Genomic DNA, 15,105 nt, shown 5'->3' on the forward strand with positions numbered 1-15,105 from the left:
GCCGGTCAGAGGCCCTCGGCACGGGGGCGTCAGGGTGCCGACGCCAAGGTTTCACCCAGCGTTTCACCCGCAGTAGGAACGCGTCGCGAACGCGAGCGCCCGCCCATAGCGGTCGTCGAGGCGGCGCTCGGCGACGACGGCGTCCCTGGCGACCGCGAGCTCACCGTCGCAGGCGGGGGAGTGCAGTGAACCCCATTGGCTCGCAATCTCATTCACGATGGTGCGGTTGAGCGTGTCGATCGTGGTGCGTGAGGCCGCGAGGTCCGGCGCCGTCGTCGGGGCGCCGGCGGGGTCGAGCTTCCAGTCGCTGAAGAGCCCGTATTCGACGGCCACCGTCGCGTCGATCTGGTCGCGGAACGCCCGCCGCACGACGTCCTGGTCGACGCCGCGGTCCCTGGCCTCGGCCGAGACGGCGTCGAGCACCTGGCGCTCCCGGGGTGGGTCCTGGATCGGGCCGCCGGTGATCCACTTGGACGCGGCCACGTCCTGGGCCGTCTGCAGCCGGTGCGCCGCGGCGTCGACCAACGCGTAGAGCGGACTCGGGTCGTCGGCCCTGGCGGCCGGCGCTACGGCCGCGATCGCCAGCATCGCGCCGACCGTCGCGCCCACCACCGCAGCCGTCCGCATCCCCGTCTCCCGCCATCCGGTCACCGACCCGTCGGGTCGAAGGATAACCGGGCCGGCGACCTCCCGCGTCCAGCAAATGAACGACCGGACCAGGGATCGCCGACTATGTTGGTGCCCCCGGGGGTAACGACAGGAGACGTCATGCGGCGCAACCAACAGATCGGTGTCATCGGTGCCTGTGCGCTGATCCTGGCCGCCTGTGGCGGCGGGGGCACCGATCACGCGACGGCCACCGAGAAGAACTCGGGCACCGCCGTCAGCTCGCCGCCGCCGCGGCCCGTCATCAGCGCGTCTCAGCTCGACGTCGGCACGTATCCGACGAAACCCCGCCCGCCACTTGGGGTCTCGGGCAACCCCGGCCTCGGGGCGGTCGCCGACGCCGAGCACATGGCCGACTTCGTGGTCGGCCCGTGGGAGGTCGACGACGCGCTCATCGACACGTACCTCGGCAGCTTCTACGTCCTCGGAACACCGGACGTACTGCAGGATCTCGGGCCCGAGTCGATCGCGGCCGCCGCGAAGCAGCACGGCATGATCAACGGGTTCGCCTCGGCCCGGCAGGACCCCGACAAGACGTCGATGCTCAACGCGGTCATGCGGTTTCCCGATCCGGCGGCCGCGGCGGCGGCGGCGACCGCGATGGGCGCGGCATCGGCCGCCCAGCCCGTCATGGGCGTGACGCCGACGATCGTGCCCATCCCCGGTCATCCCGAGGCCGTCGCGGCCACCTATCCCTTCACCCCGCACGGATCGACCCGGGTGAAGGCGACCGTCAGGTCCTTCGCCGCGCACGGACCCTACGTGTTCATGCAATTCATCCAGTCGGTCGACGGCGTGGACCGCGCCACCGCGCTGGCGGCCAAGGCCATCGACACCCAGGCCCCGGTGATCGACCAGTTCACCCCGGCTGCCGACCTGGCCGCCGTGCCACTGGACCCGACCGGGCTGCTGGCGAAGACCCTGCCCGCGGTGGCGGGGCAGAACGCAAAGAACGGGGTCTACGCCCCGCGCGGGGCCGAGCACTTCCAGAGCAACCCGAAGGCGTCGGCCACGCTCTTCAAGGACACCGGTACGACGGCGGTCGCCATCGGCGCGACGAACGTCTACCAGACCAGGGACGAGGGCTCGGCGCTCATGGTCACCAATGCCTTCGACAAGGAGGTCTCGAGCGACGGTTCCGCCAAGCCGGCCGACGGGGTCAAGGTCCTGCCCGACAACCACTGCTACCAACTCCCGAAGGCGTTCTACTGCGTGGTCCCCGCCGGACGGTATGCGATCGAGGCGCTCGCAGGCACGCTCGACGACGCACGGCAGCAGCTGTCCGCCCAATACGTCCTGCTGACCACCAGCTGAACGTCCTGCTGACCACCAGCTGAGCGTCCTGTGCAACCGACGCGCTAGATCCAGCGTCGGCGCGTAACGTACGCGTGCCGAGGGGACACCACCACCTGTCCGCCCCGTCCACGGCAACGAATGGGTACACGTGCGCAGCGAACCCCCCGAACTCGACGAGAACCCCCGGCACGGCTTTCCGGCCGTGCTGTGGCGAACGCTGGAGAACCATCCTCCCCCTGGGCTGTCGCGGATCCGCTGGCGTAGCCCATTGCGCGGGCCGTGGCTGACGTCGGTCTTCGGCGCCGTCCTGCTGGTGGTCCTGCCGATCGTGATCATCACGGGGCTGCTGTCCTACATCGCCTACGGGCCGAAGTTCGGGATGGCCATCCCCTTCGACGTCGGTTGGCTGAAGCTGCCGTCATTCGACTGGCCGAGCAATCCGAGCTGGCTGTACCGCCTGACCCAGGGCCTGCACGTCGGCCTCGGGTTGATCATGATCCCGGTGGTGCTGGCCAAGCTGTGGTCGGTCATTCCGCGGTTGTTCGCCTGGCCGCCGGCCCGTTCGGCGGCCACCGTGCTGGAACGCATCTCGCTGCTGATGATCGTGGGCGGCGTGCTGTTCGAGATCGTCACCGGCGTGCTCAACATTCAGTACGACTACATCTTCGGGTTCAGCTTCTACACCGCGCACTACTTCGGTGCGTGGGTGTTCATCGCCGGGTTCGTCTCCCACGTGGCGATCAAGCTGCCGACGATGATCCGCAGCCTGCGCTCGCGGTCGTTCCTGGCGGTGCTGCGCACCTCGCGTGCCGACACGGTGCCCGAACCGCTTGACCCCGACGGGCTCGTCGCCCCCGACCCGGACCCGCCGACGTTGAGCCGACGCGGCATCCTCGCCGTCGTCGGGGGTGGCGCCCTGCTGGTGGCGGTGCTGACGGTGGGGCAGACCGTCGGCGGCTGGACGCGCCACCTGGCGATCCTGCTGCCGCGGGGCCGCAGCTATGGCAACGGCCCTAACGACTTTCAGATCAACCGCACCGCCGCCACGGCGCGCATCGACCCCGCGCTGACCGGTGAGCGGTGGCGGCTGCAGCTGCTGGGCGGGCCCGCTCCGGTGGTGCTGGACCGCGCGGCGCTGGCCGCCATGCCGCAGCACACCGTCGAGCTGCCGCTGGCCTGCGTGGAGGGCTGGTCGACGGTGCAGACGTGGTCGGGCGTGCGGCTGGCGGACCTGGCCGCCGCCGCGGGCCGCCCGTCGCCCGGTTCGGCGGTGGTGTCCTCGCTGGAGCGCTTCGGGGCGTTCAATCATGCTCGGCTGCAACGCAATCAGGTGCTCAACCCGCAGGCGCTGCTGGCGCTTCGGGTCAACGGCGCCGATCTGTCGCTGGATCACGGTCATCCCGCGCGCATCATCGTGCCCGCGCTGCCCGGTGTGCACTGCACCAAGTGGGTCGCCTCGATCGAATTCCGGGAGGTGTGATCGTGTTCCGGCGCCTCTACGGCGATCACGTCCTGCATCTGCTGGTGCTGGTGGCCGCGTTGGCCCTCGGTGCGTACACGATCTCGGTGCTCGGCATCGATGCGCTGTTCAACCCGGCGGTGTGGTGGCAGTCGATCGCGGTGTGGTTCGCGGTCGCGGTGATCGGTCACGACCTCATCCTGTTCCCGCTGTACGCCCTGGCCGAACGGCTGCTGCCGAAGGGGCGACGTGACGATCCCGGCGAGCAGCGCCGCGTTCCGGTGACGAACTACCTCCGGATGCCCACGCTGGCAACGGGTTTGACGTTCTTCCTCTTCCTGCCCGGCATCATCGAGCAGGGCGCGTTCACCTATCACGCCGCGACGGGGCTCACCCAGCAGCCGTTCCTCGGGCGGTGGCTGCTGCTCGTCGCCGGCTTCTATCTGGTCAGCGCAGTCTGCTACGCGGTGCGCAGCGTCATGACCAGGACTCGTCCAGCTCGCCCAGCGACTCGATGAGCGCACCGTTGGCGGAGTAGTCGACGGGGCACGCGACGACGCTGACGGTGTGGGCGCTCAACGCTTCTCGCAGGGTCGGCAGCAGCTCGTCGGCTGCGGTGATGCGGTAGCCCTTGGCGCCGAAGCTCTCGGCGTAGGCCACGAAGTCGGGGTTGGCGAACCGGGTGTCGACGTTGTGTCCGATCTCCAGATCCATCTTCCAGCTGATCAATCCGTACGCGTCGTCGACCCAGACCAGGATGACCATGGGGGTGCCGACGCGCAGCGCCGTCTCGATCTCCTGGGAGTTCATCAGGAACGCGCCGTCACCGGTCGCGACGAGCACGTTCGCATCGGGCCGGGCGATCTTGGCGGCGACGGCGCCGGGCAGCGTCCACGCCATCGTCGACAGCCCGTTGGAGATGAGGCACGTGTTGGGTTCGTAGGTCGGGTACAGGCGCGCCATCCACATCTTCAGCGCACCGGTGTCCACCAGCACGATGTCGTCGCGGTCCAGCGCGGCCCTGGTGTCGGCGACGATGCGGGCCGGCGCGAGTGGGAACCGGTCATCGGTGCGGCCGCGCTCGAACTCGTCGGCCAGCAGCGCGCGGATGCGCTCCTGCCCCGAGATCGCCTGGTGGTCGCGCTGCACGGCGGCGGCGAGCTCGTCGAGGGAGCGGCCGATGTCGGCGTGCAGGCCGACGGCGACGTCGTAGTGCGCATCGACCTCGGCCGGAAACCGGTGCACGTGAATGATCTTCGTGTCACCGCGCGGGTTGATGCGCACCGGGTCGAACTCCTGCAGTTCGTAGCCCGCGGCGACGATGACGTCGGCCTGGTCGAAGCCGAAGTTGACGTAGTCGTGGCGCATGAATCCGACGGCGCCGAGCGCCAGGGGGTGGTCGTCGGGCATCACGCCCTTGCCGTGGAACGTGGTGGCCACCGGAATGCCCAGCGTCTCGGCGAAGCGGCGAACGGCGTCGGAGGAATCGGTGCGCGCCGCGCCGTGGCCCGCCAGCACCACCGGGTTGCGGGCGCCGCGGAGGATGTCGGCGGCGCGGGCGATCTGCGTCGCCGACGGGTCGTCGGGGCGAGGAACGTTGACGGGCAACGGGTTCGAGCCCTCCGGGGCGTCGGCGGACTCGACGTCCTCGGGCACGGCCAGGTACACCGCGCCCGGCCGCTCGGTCTGGGCGAGCTTGAACGCCTTGCGGACCATCTCCGGCACCGCCCCCGGCGTGGCGACCAGCGCCGACCACTTCGTCACCGGTTCGAACATCGAGACCAGATCGACGCCCTGGTGGGATTCCTTGTAGCTGCGCTTCATGCCGACCTGGGCCGAAAGGGCAAGCACGGGAGTCGAATTCGTCGTGGCATCGGCGACACCGAGCAGCAGGTTGATGGCGCCCGGGCCGAGGGTCGCCGAGCAGACGCCGGCCTTGCCGGTGAGGCGGCCGTACACCTCGGCCATGAACGACGCGCCTTGCTCGTGGCGGGTCAGCACGTACTCGATCGACGACCGCGACAGCGCGTCGACGAGCCGGATGTTCTCCTCGCCGGGGATCCCGAACACGTGGGTGACGCCCTCGTTCTCCAGGCATTCGACGATCAGTTCCGCGGTGCTACGCATGTCCTGGAGCCTAACGATGCGTCGAGCGCACGCTTGTTGACGGGGTCTCTCGGCGAACGCGTTCATCAAGCGTGCGCTCGGCGCCCATCGGGTCGGAACCTTGCGGGGGGTATGAGTGGAGTCCTAGGATGGCAGCCGTAGCCAGCCCATTGTGGTGGGTGTGGAAGTGAGCCACAGGACGACTCGCCGGACGACGAGGCCTGTGGCTCGCGTCTTTTCCGGTTCAGATCGAATGAATCTCCATGGCGCTGCCGAGAACACGCAGATGAGAGCAATTCCCGATTCTGGCTTGGACGACGGCACCGCACAGGATGTCCGCGGCCCACAGAGCTGGTTCCACGCGGCCGACGGCGTGTTCGATCCGCAGGGTGGGTTCGATGACTCGTCGCGATCTCAGCAGCTGCAGGGTCGCAAGATCGCTCGCGTCCAGCTGCCCGCGTGATTCGAAGGTGATCCTCGAGCAGGGGATGTTGGCGAGGTGCGGCAGCAGGAACTCCATGCACTTACGCCGATGTCGGCGATCGTTGGCGCCGGTGTCGACGTGGACGACGGCGAATCCAGTCACGGGCAGGCGGGACACGGCCGCGACGAACTCGGCGCGTCGCGCCTCGCTGCTCCCGTGCCAATGGAGCTTGGCTTCACCGATGCGGAGGCATTCCATGGCGCGGCGCAATTCGGCGACGTCGTCGTCTTCGCACAGAATGGCCGCGAGGAGATAGGCACCGGCGTCCAAGTCGGGACGTGACCCACTCTCGTCAGCCCAGGCCGTCAACACACCGCCTAGCGTAGTCAATGGCGTTGGGAGCGTTGATCACTGGCGGCGAACGCGTTCACCAAGCGAGGCGCCCCTCGAAACTGCGGGGAGATCGTGATCTCCGCCGATATCGCGATCTCCCAGCAGTCTCGGCGCCCAGGCCCCCAGCTACGGCCCCGACAGGTCCACCGTCACCTCGAAGGACGCCCGGTCGGCGCGGTAGACGTCGCGGGCGAACTCCACCCGCCGCTCGCCGGCGCCGAACGTGGTGCGGGTGAGCAGCGTGCCCGCCGAGCCGGGCCTGACGTTGAGCTGAGCACTGGAGGAGTCGTCGAGCACGATCGACTCGAGGACGGCCGTCGAACGGGTCAGCGCGATGCCGTAGTGGTCGCGCAGGGTCGCCCACAGCGATCCCTCGTCGGCGAGCTCGAGGATGCCGGGCGTGAGATCGACTGGCAGAAAGGTGGTTTCGAGCGCGAACGGGACGTCGTCGACGGTGCGCAGGCGGTGGAAGGCGTGCACGGACGCGCCGTCGTCGAGGTCGAGCGCCAGGCGGACCGACGGCGTGGGCTCCTGGACCTCGGCCCACAGCAGCCGCGCCGCGGGATGGCGACCGAGGCGCGACACCTCCTCGGAGAAGCTGCCGACGTGGAATCGCACCCGCGGCTCGGCCACGAACGTTCCTCGCGGCGGCCTGCGGTAGACGACGCCCTCGCTCTCCAGGAGCGACAGGGCCTGCCGAGCGGTCATGCGGCTGACGCGGTGCTGTTCGGCCAGCTCGCGCTCGGAGGGCAGCAGCGTGTGCGGTCCGAGCTGGTCGACGACGATGCGATCGCGCAATTGCGCGGCTATCGCGAGGTAGCGCGGCGTGGCGGCGGCCCTGCGCTCACCCCCGGACGCCGTCATGACAGCAGGGTATCGCCGCCTCGCGCTGCCGTGGCCCACCTGGTCTGGTCCATCGGTTGACGATCGGTGTTCGCTGTCACATACTTTGGTTCGACCGCATGGTATATACCAAATGGAGGAACCAATGTCCGATCCGTCGTCAGGCGTCAGGGGAGCGGGTGACGAAGCCGAGTTGGCCCAGTTCGGCTACTCGCAGTCCATGGCCCGCCACACCGGCAGATTCGCCTCGTTCGCCGTGGCCTTCGCGTTCGTGTCGATCGCGACCGGAATCTTCACCACCTATGGCGCGGTGCTGAATTCGTCTGGCCCGGTGGGTATTTGGACCTGGCCGATCGCCGTCGTCGGCCAGCTCGCCGTGGCGTTCGTGCTCGGCACCATCGCCTCGCGGATGCCGGTCACCGGGTACGCCTATCAGTGGATGTCGCGGCTGGCCAACCCGGTCCTCGGCTGGATCATCGGCTGGATCTCCTTCACGTTCCTCGCCATCGTGGTCGTCGCGGTCGACTACACGATCGCCTCGACGGTCCTGCCCGTCCTGCTCGACTATCAGGGCAGCGGCACCGTCACCTGGGGCGTGACCGCGGCGGTGCTGCTCGCTCAGTCGGTGCTGCTCGCGCTGTCCACGAAGTGGAGTGAGCGGGTGAACAACGGCGCGGTGTCACTGGAGTTGGTCGGCATGGTGGCGTTGACGGTGCTGCTGCTCGTCGTCGCGGCCGTGCGGGGGGACATGAACGTCGGCAACCTCGTCAGCAAGGGGGCCGTGGCGGCCGAGGGCTTCTGGAGTTTCGGCGGCTGGACCTCGGCCGGGCCGTGGATGCTCGGCTTCCTGCTCGGTGCCTTCACCATCGTCGGATTCGAGTCGGCGGCCAACCTCGCCGAGGAGACCAACGACCCCGAGCGGGTGGTGCCACGTGCCATGTGTCAGGCCGTGATCGCCTCCGGCGTCTTGGGATTCGTGTTCCTCGTCGCGGTCACGCTCGCCGCGGGTGACCCGGTGGCGCTGGCCACGTCGTCGACGCCGATCGCCGACGTCATCAAGCACACCCTGGGTTCGGCGGTCAGCACGCTGCTGCTCCTGATGGTCGTCATCGCGATCTTCGCGTGCGGGCTCGTCATCATGATGACCGGAGTTCGGTTGACGTGGGCCATGTCTCGCGACGAACGCTTCCCCGGCTGGCAGCAGTGGAACCGGATCTCGCCGCGCTTCCACACCCCGCTGCGGGCGACGGTGCTGTTCGTCGTGCTCGCCGAGCTGATCCTCGCGGCGTTCTCGCAGTCCTCGGACGCCCTGTTCACGCTCTTCGGCGCCGCGACGCTGCTGCCCGCCGTCATCTATGCCGCGACCGTCGTCCTGTATCTGGTGAAGCGCAAGGAGCTTCCCGTCAACGGCAAGTTCGACCTCGGCGCGTGGGAGAAGCCGATCCTCGTCGTCGCCGTGGTGTGGCTGGTGTTCGAGCTGGCCCTCTTTCGCGACGCCAGCTTCAAGGACGCCTGGCTCTATGTCATCGTGATGGTCGTGATCGGTGCCACCTACCTGGGCTATCTGCTGGCCCGGCGCGGGCGGCGCGGGCTGGCCATGCCGGACCAGCATTCGATCGACGCGGTCCTCGACGAGGAAGCGGGCACGGCGCGGCCATGACCCACGTGTTGGCCATCGACCAGGGCACGTCGGGCACCAAGGCCATCGTCGTCGACGACGCCGGGCGGGTGGTCGCGATCGCGGAGAGCGCGCTGCGGCCCGACTACCTGCCGGGCGGCGGCGTCGAGCAGGATCCCGAGGCGCTGTGGCACTCCGTCGTCGAGACCGGTCGCCGCGCCATCGCCGAGGCCGGCGTCACCGTCGCCGCGGTCGCGCTAGCGAACCAGGGGGAGACCGTGCTGGCGTGGGATCGCGCCACGGGTCTGCCGCTGAGCCGGGCCATCGTCTGGCAGGACCGCCGCGCCGAGACCCTCTGCCAGGGGCTCGCCGACGCGGGGGAGATGGTCGCCGCCAGGACGGGTCTCGTCCTCGACCCGTACTTCTCCGCGCCGAAGATGGCGTGGCTGCGGGCCAACGTCACCCGGGACGGCGTCATCACCACCACCGACACGTGGCTGGTATACCGGCTGTGCGGCGCGTTCGTGACCGACGTGTCGACCGCGAGCCGCTCCCTGCTGCTCGACCTCGACACCGGCGCGTGGGACGCGGAGCTGCTCGCGCTGTTCGGCCTGACGGACGAGGCCATGCCCGACGTCGTGTCGTGCGATCAGTTCGTCGGTGAGACAACGGCTTTCGGCCCGCAGCCGATACCGGTCGCCGGGCTCGTCGTCGACCAGCAGGCTGCGCTGCTCGCCCAGAGCTGTCTCGATCCTGGCGCGGCGAAGTGCACGTTCGGCACCGGCGCCTTCCTGCTGGCGCAGCTCGGCGGGAACGCCGCGCGATCGGGGGCCGGTCTGACGACCTCCGTGGCGTGGACGCTGCGCGGCCGTACGTCGTATTGCGCCGACGGGCAGGTCTACACCGCGGCCTCGGCCGTGCGGTGGGCCATCGACCTCGGCCTGGTGCCCGCCGCCGACCAACTCGACGCCGTCGCAGCCACCGCCGCGGATTCCGGTGGCGTGCTCTGCGTGCCCGCGCTGGCGGGGCTGGCCGCGCCGTGGTGGGACGCCACGGCCACCGCGTCGCTCACCGGCATGACGCTCAGCAGTGGCCGTGGACAGGTGGTGCGCGCGCTGCTGGAAGGCATTGCGGCGCAGGTCGCCTGCCTCGCCGAGCTCGTCGCGAGCGATCTCGGGCAGCCGTTGACGCGACTGCGCGTGGACGGCGGGCTCACCCGTTCGGCGGTGCTGATGCAGGCGCAGGCCGACCTGGCCGGCATCCCCGTCGACGTCTATCCCTCGGCCCACGCCACGCCGCTCGGGGCCGCCGCGTGCGCCCGCCTCGCCATCGACCCCGCACTGAATCCGGTCGACGTCGTCGGCACCTGGACACCGCAGCGCACCTACGAACCCGTCTGGTCCGCGGATCGCGCCGCCGATTACCTCAATCGCTGGAAGGCCCGAACATGAACTCCGACAACCACATCCGCGACGTCGTCGTCGTCGGGGCCGGCATCGTGGGCAGCGCGATCGCCCGCGTGCTCGGCGGCACCGGCCTGAGCGTGACCCTCGTCGAGGGCCGCGACGACGTCGGCGACGGCACCAGCAAGGCCAATACCGCCCTGCTCCACACCGGATTCGACGCCACGCCAGGCACGTTGGAGTCCCGGCTGGTCGCCCGCGGCTACCACCTCCTCGGCGCGTACGCCGAGGAGGTCGGCATACCCGTCGAGCGGACCGGTGCGCTGCTGGTGGCGTGGACCGACGAGGAGCGCGACGCGCTGCCCGGACTCGCAGACAAGGCCGCGCGCAACGGCTACCACGCCTGCGAGATCGTCGCGGGCGACGAGGTGTACCGCCGCGTGCCCGATCTCGGTCCCGGCGCGCTGGCGGGCCTGACCGTGCCCGGCGAGTCGATCATCTGCACCTGGACGACGAACCTCGCGCTGGCGACCGACGCCGTGCGGCGCGGTGTGGAGTTGCGCCGCGGGCAGCGCGTCACCGACGTCGTCGTGGGACCGGACCACACGACCGTCGTCACCACCGCGGGCCGGATCGAGACGCGGTGGGTGATCAATGCGGCCGGGCTGGGCGCCGACCACCTCGACGCGGCGTTCGGCTACCACCGTTTCACCGTCACGCCGCGGCGCGGCGAACTCCTCGTCTTCGACAAGCTGACCCGCCCCATGGTGCCGTGCATCGTGCTGGCCGTGCCGTCGTCGCGTGGCAAGGGGGTGCTGATCAGCCCGACCATCTACGGCAACGTCATGGTGGGGCCGACGTCGGAGAACCTCACCGACCGCACCGCGACCGGCACCTCCGAGGAGGGCTTGGAGTTCCTGATCGGCAAGGGTCGCGCACTGATGCCGACGCTGTTCGACGAGGAGGTCACCGCGACCTACGCGGGATTGCGGGCCGCCGCCGACCGCGACGACTACCTGATCGACGTCGATGCCGCCCAGCGGTACGTGCTCGTCGGGGGCATCCGATCCACCGGCCTGACGTCGGGGATGGCCGTGGCAGAACACCTTTCGGGTCTGCTGGCCGACACGGACCTCGACCTGACGCCGCGCGCGGACCTACCGCCCGCGCCGAGGATGCCGAACATCGGCGAGGCGACGACGCGGCCGTACCAGGACGCGCAGCGCATCGCCGAGGATCCGGAGTACGGCCGCATCGTGTGCTTCTGCGAGCGCGTCACCGCGGGGGAGCTCCGCGACGCGTTCGGATCGGTGATCCCGCCGCGCGACCTCGACGGGCTGCGCCGCCGTACCCGCGTGATGAACGGCCGGTGTCAGGGTTTCTACTGCGGTGCGCACACGGCGGCACTGCTCGAGGCGGCCCGGTGAGCGAGGTCAGTGTCGTCGTCGTGGGCGGCGGTCCGTCCGGGCTGACGGCGGCCGCCGCGTTGGCGCCGATCGTCGACGGCCGGGTGCTGGTCCTCGAACGCGAAGCGCAGACCGGCGGAATCCCCAGGCACAGCGACCATCTCGGCTACGGGCTGCGCGATCTGCACCGCTTCGTCTCGGGCCCCGCGTATGCGCGCCGGCTGACCGACGCCGCCCGGGACGCGGGTGCGGAGTTGGAGACCGGGGCCATGGTCACCGGCTGGTGCGGGGAGCGCGCCCTGGAGGTCACGTCACCGCGTGGGCGTCGGGTGGTGACGGCCGACGCCGTCGTGCTGGCCACCGGCGCGCGGGAGCGACCGCGGACCGCCCGGCTGATTCCCGGTGACCGCCCCGACGGGATCTACACCACCGGGCAGCTGCAGAACCTCGTCCATCTGCACCACGCGGACGTCGGCACGCGGGCCGTCGTCGTCGGTGGCGAACTGGTCAGCTGGTCGGCGGTGCTGACCCTGCGCGAGGCGCACTGCGCGACCGTCGCGATGGTCACCGGGCAGCCGCGCTCGGAGTCCTACGCCGCCTTTCGGATTCCCGGCCGGGCGCTGTTGCGCGGGCCGGTGCTGACCCGTCACCGCGTGGTGCGCATCGACGGCAAGCGCCGGGTGCGGTCGGTACTCGTCGAGCATCTCGACACGGGCGCCCGGACGTCGATCGACTGTGACACCGTCATCACCACGGGCGACTGGATCCCCGACCACGAGCTGGCGCGGACCGCCGGCCTCGCCATGGACCCGGCGACCCGGGGACCGCTCGTCGATGCCGCTCTGCGGACGAGCAGCCCGGGGGTCTTCGCGGTCGGCAATCTGCTGCACCCGGTCGACACCGCCGACTGCGCCGCCCTGGACGGCAGCCACGTCGCCCCGCGGGTGCACGACTGGCTGGCGGGAAAGTCATTCGGCCACAGCGCAATTCGGATCACGACCACGGCGCCGCTGCGGTGGGTGACCCCGCAGCTCGTCGCGGCGGACGGGGGCGTGGCGCCGCGGGGCAACCTGCTCTTCTGGGTCGACGAGTACCACCGTGCGCCGCGGCTACGCGCCACCCAGGACGGCCGCGTCATCGGCCGCACGCGCACGCCGTGGCCCGCCGCGCCGGGCCGGATCTACCGGGCGCCGTGGACCCTGGTGGCCGACGCGGATCCGTCGGGTGGCGACGTCGTCGTCGAACTCGAGGTCTGAAAGGGTGGAGGCACCCGAGAACGTCAGGAGAACCCATGTCCGTCACCGTGTTGCTCGAGCTGAAGTTCAAGCCGGAAGCGGTCGCGCAGGCGCGCGCCGTCTTCACCAGGGAGTTGGTCAAGACGCGCGCCCACGACGGCTGCCTGCAGCTCGACGTGCTGGTCGACGAGGACGACGACACCCACTGGCTCATCTACGAGGTGTGGGACACCGTCGAGCACGACGAGGCCTACCGGGCGTTCCGCGCCGGCGACGGCCAGATCACCGACCTGCCGCCGCTGCTCGCCGCACCTCCCGTCAAGACCAGGTACGTGACCAGCGACATCTGAGCTGCCATGTCGAGTGGCCGCTCGATGAACGTCGTCGCGCGGACCGCGTGACGTGGGTGGCCATTCAGTTCTTTACAAACGGGATTGGCCACGTCACGCTCACAAGCATGCGTGCGCGAACTGCGAGCCAGCCGTGAGACCGGTCGCCGATCCCGGGGACGTCGCCGACGTCCTGGCCCGGTCCGGCATCGTGCAGGGCGTCGAGCCCGACGCGATCGTCGCCCTCAGTGCCCAGTTGAAGCCCATCGACTTCCCCAAGGGCCACACGATCTTCGTCGAGGGCGAGCCCGGTGACCGGCTGTTCATCATCGTGTCGGGCAAGGTCAAGATCGTGCGCAGCGCGGCCGACGGCCGGGAGAACCTGCTGACGGTGATGGGACCGTCGGACATGTTCGGGGAGCTGGCGATCTTCGATCCCGGCCCGCGCACGTCCAGTGTCACCACCATCACCCAGGTCCGTGCGGTGTCGATGGACCGGGAGGCTCTGCGCTCCTGGATCGCCGGGCGGCCCGAGATCGCCGAGCAATTGCTGCGGGTGCTCGCCCGCCGCCTGCGACGCACGAACGACAACCTGGGTGACCTCATCTTCACCGACGTGCCCGGCCGCGTCGCGAAGCAACTGTTGCAGCTGGTCCAGCGGTTTGGCGCGCAGGAGGGCAACGCCCTGAGGGTGACCCACGACCTGACGCAGGAGGAGATCGCGCAGCTGGTCGGCGCGTCCCGGGAGACGGTCAACAAGGCGCTCGCCGACTTCAGCCAGCGCGGGTGGATTCGCGTCGAGGGCAAGAGCGTGATCATCCTCGAACCGGAGCGTCTCGCCAGGCGCGCCCGCTGATTCGCGTTGACGCTGCCGCAACCATGGGGCAGTGTCGAAGTTACCGGCGGGTAGCACGCTGACGTGATCGACGGAGACGAAGCGGAGAGACCGACCATGAACGACCTGAAATATCTCGACCTGCACGGCGACCGCGTCGCCTACCGCGACGAGGGCTCCGGTGAGGTCCTGCTCCTGATCCACGGCATGGCGGGCAGCTCGGACGCCTGGCGGGAGCTGATCCCTCGGCTGGCGAAGTCCTACCGGGTGGTGGCGCCCGATCTGCTCGGCCACGGCCAGTCGACGAAGCCGCGCGGGGACTACTCCCTCGGCGCGTTCGCGGTGTGGCTGCGCGATCTGCTCGACGAGTTGGGCATCGCGCAGGCCACGATCGTCGGCCATTCGCTCGGCGGCGGTGTGGCGATGCAGTTCATCTATCAGCACCCCGACTACTGCGAACGGGTCATCCTCATCAGCAGCGGCGGCCTCGGCAACGACGTCGGCTGGATCCTGCGGCTGCTGTCGGCGCCCGGTGCGGAGTTCGTGCTGCCGATCATCGCCCCGACCCCGGTTCTCAAGGCGGGCAACAAGATTGGGTCCTGGTTCACGTCGATGGGCATGCGCAATCCCCGGGCCAGCGAGATTTGGCGCGCCTATTCGTCGTTCTCGGACAAGCCGTCGCGTGACGCGTTCCTGCGCACCCTGCGCTCGGTGGTGGACTACCGCGGCCAGGCCGTCAGCGCGCTGAACCGTCTGCACGTGCGCTCCGAGCTCCCGACGCTCGCCATCTGGGGCGAGGACGACGAGATCATCCCGGTCGAGCACGGATATGCCGCGCAGCACGCCCGGCCCGGCAGCCGGCTGGAGGTGCTGCCCGGCGTCGGCCACTTCGCGCACGTGGAGGCGCCCACCGAGGTCGCCGACATCATCGACGACTTCATGAAGACGACGCGCGACGGCGGCGGCGTCGACATCGCGACGCTGTTCACCCCCGTCACGGACGACGACACGCCCTGACGACACCCGAGGTGTGAACCGCGCCACGGTTGGGTATTCGGTGTACATGCGTTCACCAATGACCCGTTCCGACGT

Annotated in this window: 15 protein-coding genes; 11 read left to right on the forward strand and 4 right to left on the reverse strand. The window is 69.8% G+C overall.

Annotated features, from left to right (window positions below; translation table 11 throughout):
- Window positions 1-63: 63 nt before the first annotated feature.
- Window positions 64-627 (reverse strand): chorismate mutase, encoded by a 564-nt coding sequence (locus G6N60_RS01740; protein WP_163731676.1) that lies wholly within the window; start codon window positions 625-627, stop codon window positions 64-66.
- Window positions 628-768: 141 nt separating this feature from the next.
- Here G6N60_RS01740 and G6N60_RS01745 point away from each other — a divergent pair, with 141 nt between their 5' ends.
- The 3 genes from G6N60_RS01745 (at window position 769) to G6N60_RS01755 (ending at window position 3,939) form a co-directional block, all read left to right on the forward strand.
- The gene (locus tag G6N60_RS01745) at window positions 769-1,980 is read left to right on the forward strand and encodes a DUF7373 family lipoprotein (RefSeq protein ID WP_163731679.1); all 1,212 of its coding nucleotides are present in this window, start codon (window positions 769-771) and stop codon (window positions 1,978-1,980) included.
- Between the two features lie 184 nt (window positions 1,981-2,164).
- The gene (locus G6N60_RS01750) at window positions 2,165-3,442 is read left to right on the forward strand and encodes a molybdopterin-dependent oxidoreductase (protein ID WP_372510988.1); all 1,278 of its coding nucleotides are present in this window, start codon (window positions 2,165-2,167) and stop codon (window positions 3,440-3,442) included.
- Between the two features lie 2 nt (window positions 3,443-3,444).
- Entirely contained in the window at window positions 3,445-3,939 is a 495-nt protein-coding gene (locus G6N60_RS01755) for a hypothetical protein (protein WP_372510985.1), read from the forward strand.
- Here the strand turns inward: G6N60_RS01755 and G6N60_RS01760 are convergent.
- Both G6N60_RS01760 and G6N60_RS28960 read right to left on the reverse strand, forming a co-directional pair.
- Window positions 3,899-5,548, reverse strand: coding sequence for an acetolactate synthase large subunit (locus G6N60_RS01760; RefSeq protein ID WP_163731686.1), 1,650 nt, complete (start codon window positions 5,546-5,548; stop codon window positions 3,899-3,901). The genes G6N60_RS01755 and G6N60_RS01760 overlap by 41 nt on opposite strands.
- A 223-nt stretch (window positions 5,549-5,771) precedes the next feature.
- Entirely contained in the window at window positions 5,772-6,047 is a 276-nt protein-coding gene (locus G6N60_RS28960) for a hypothetical protein (protein WP_308206248.1), read from the reverse strand.
- Here G6N60_RS28960 and G6N60_RS28965 point away from each other — a divergent pair.
- Window positions 6,027-6,293, forward strand: coding sequence for a hypothetical protein (locus G6N60_RS28965; protein ID WP_322790886.1), 267 nt, complete (start codon window positions 6,027-6,029; stop codon window positions 6,291-6,293). The genes G6N60_RS28960 and G6N60_RS28965 overlap by 21 nt on opposite strands.
- A 177-nt stretch (window positions 6,294-6,470) precedes the next feature.
- On the opposite strand, the gene G6N60_RS01770 is transcribed toward G6N60_RS28965, so the two are convergent.
- A complete protein-coding gene (locus G6N60_RS01770; RefSeq protein ID WP_163731693.1) occupies window positions 6,471-7,208 on the reverse strand; it encodes a GntR family transcriptional regulator in 738 nt (245 codons plus the stop codon).
- Window positions 7,209-7,332: 124 nt separating this feature from the next.
- Between G6N60_RS01770 and G6N60_RS01775 the strand changes: the two genes are divergently transcribed.
- The 7 genes from G6N60_RS01775 to G6N60_RS01805 all read left to right on the forward strand — a co-directional run bounded on the left by G6N60_RS01775 (window position 7,333) and on the right by G6N60_RS01805 (window position 15,030).
- A complete protein-coding gene (locus G6N60_RS01775) occupies window positions 7,333-8,847 on the forward strand; it encodes an amino acid permease (protein ID WP_163731696.1) in 1,515 nt (504 codons plus the stop codon).
- The gene (locus G6N60_RS01780; protein ID WP_163731699.1) at window positions 8,844-10,256 is read left to right on the forward strand and encodes an FGGY family carbohydrate kinase; all 1,413 of its coding nucleotides are present in this window, start codon (window positions 8,844-8,846) and stop codon (window positions 10,254-10,256) included. The genes G6N60_RS01775 and G6N60_RS01780 overlap by 4 nt, the downstream gene beginning before the upstream one ends.
- Entirely contained in the window at window positions 10,253-11,635 is a 1,383-nt protein-coding gene (locus tag G6N60_RS01785) for an NAD(P)/FAD-dependent oxidoreductase (RefSeq protein ID WP_163731703.1), read from the forward strand. Before G6N60_RS01780 ends, G6N60_RS01785 begins: the two co-directional genes overlap by 4 nt.
- The gene (locus tag G6N60_RS01790; protein ID WP_163731707.1) at window positions 11,632-12,870 is read left to right on the forward strand and encodes an NAD(P)/FAD-dependent oxidoreductase; all 1,239 of its coding nucleotides are present in this window, start codon (window positions 11,632-11,634) and stop codon (window positions 12,868-12,870) included. The genes G6N60_RS01785 and G6N60_RS01790 overlap by 4 nt, the downstream gene beginning before the upstream one ends.
- Before the next feature lie 35 nt (window positions 12,871-12,905).
- Window positions 12,906-13,199: a putative quinol monooxygenase gene (locus tag G6N60_RS01795; protein ID WP_163731710.1), complete on the forward strand. Its 294-nt coding sequence runs from the start codon at window positions 12,906-12,908 to the stop codon at window positions 13,197-13,199.
- 133 nt (window positions 13,200-13,332) lie between these two features.
- Window positions 13,333-14,034, forward strand: coding sequence for a Crp/Fnr family transcriptional regulator (locus G6N60_RS01800; protein WP_163731713.1), 702 nt, complete (start codon window positions 13,333-13,335; stop codon window positions 14,032-14,034).
- A gap of 96 nt (window positions 14,035-14,130) precedes the next feature.
- Entirely contained in the window at window positions 14,131-15,030 is a 900-nt protein-coding gene (locus tag G6N60_RS01805; protein ID WP_163731716.1) for an alpha/beta fold hydrolase, read from the forward strand.
- Window positions 15,031-15,105 lie beyond the last annotated feature (75 nt).

Source organism: Mycolicibacterium madagascariense (genome assembly GCF_010729665.1).
Taxonomy (GTDB): domain Bacteria; phylum Actinomycetota; class Actinomycetes; order Mycobacteriales; family Mycobacteriaceae; genus Mycobacterium; species Mycobacterium madagascariense.

Bases quoted from the DNA above. Each gene is read 5' to 3' on its own strand.
- G6N60_RS01760 (WP_163731686.1), bottom strand. From the start codon at position 5,548: ATGCGTAGCACCGCGGAACTGATCGTCGAATGCCTGGAGAACGAGGGC.
- G6N60_RS28960 (WP_308206248.1), bottom strand. From the start codon at position 6,047: ATGGAGTTCCTGCTGCCGCACCTCGCCAACATCCCCTGCTCGAGGATC.
- G6N60_RS01785 (WP_163731703.1), top strand. From the start codon at position 10,253: ATGAACTCCGACAACCACATCCGCGACGTCGTCGTCGTCGGGGCCGGC.
- G6N60_RS01775 (WP_163731696.1), top strand. From the start codon at position 7,333: ATGTCCGATCCGTCGTCAGGCGTCAGGGGAGCGGGTGACGAAGCCGAG.
- G6N60_RS01770 (WP_163731693.1), bottom strand. From the start codon at position 7,208: ATGACGGCGTCCGGGGGTGAGCGCAGGGCCGCCGCCACGCCGCGCTAC.
- G6N60_RS01740 (WP_163731676.1), bottom strand. From the start codon at position 627: ATGCGGACGGCTGCGGTGGTGGGCGCGACGGTCGGCGCGATGCTGGCG.
- G6N60_RS01745 (WP_163731679.1), top strand. From the start codon at position 769: ATGCGGCGCAACCAACAGATCGGTGTCATCGGTGCCTGTGCGCTGATC.
- G6N60_RS01780 (WP_163731699.1), top strand. From the start codon at position 8,844: ATGACCCACGTGTTGGCCATCGACCAGGGCACGTCGGGCACCAAGGCC.
- G6N60_RS01795 (WP_163731710.1), top strand. From the start codon at position 12,906: ATGTCCGTCACCGTGTTGCTCGAGCTGAAGTTCAAGCCGGAAGCGGTC.
- G6N60_RS01805 (WP_163731716.1), top strand. From the start codon at position 14,131: ATGAACGACCTGAAATATCTCGACCTGCACGGCGACCGCGTCGCCTAC.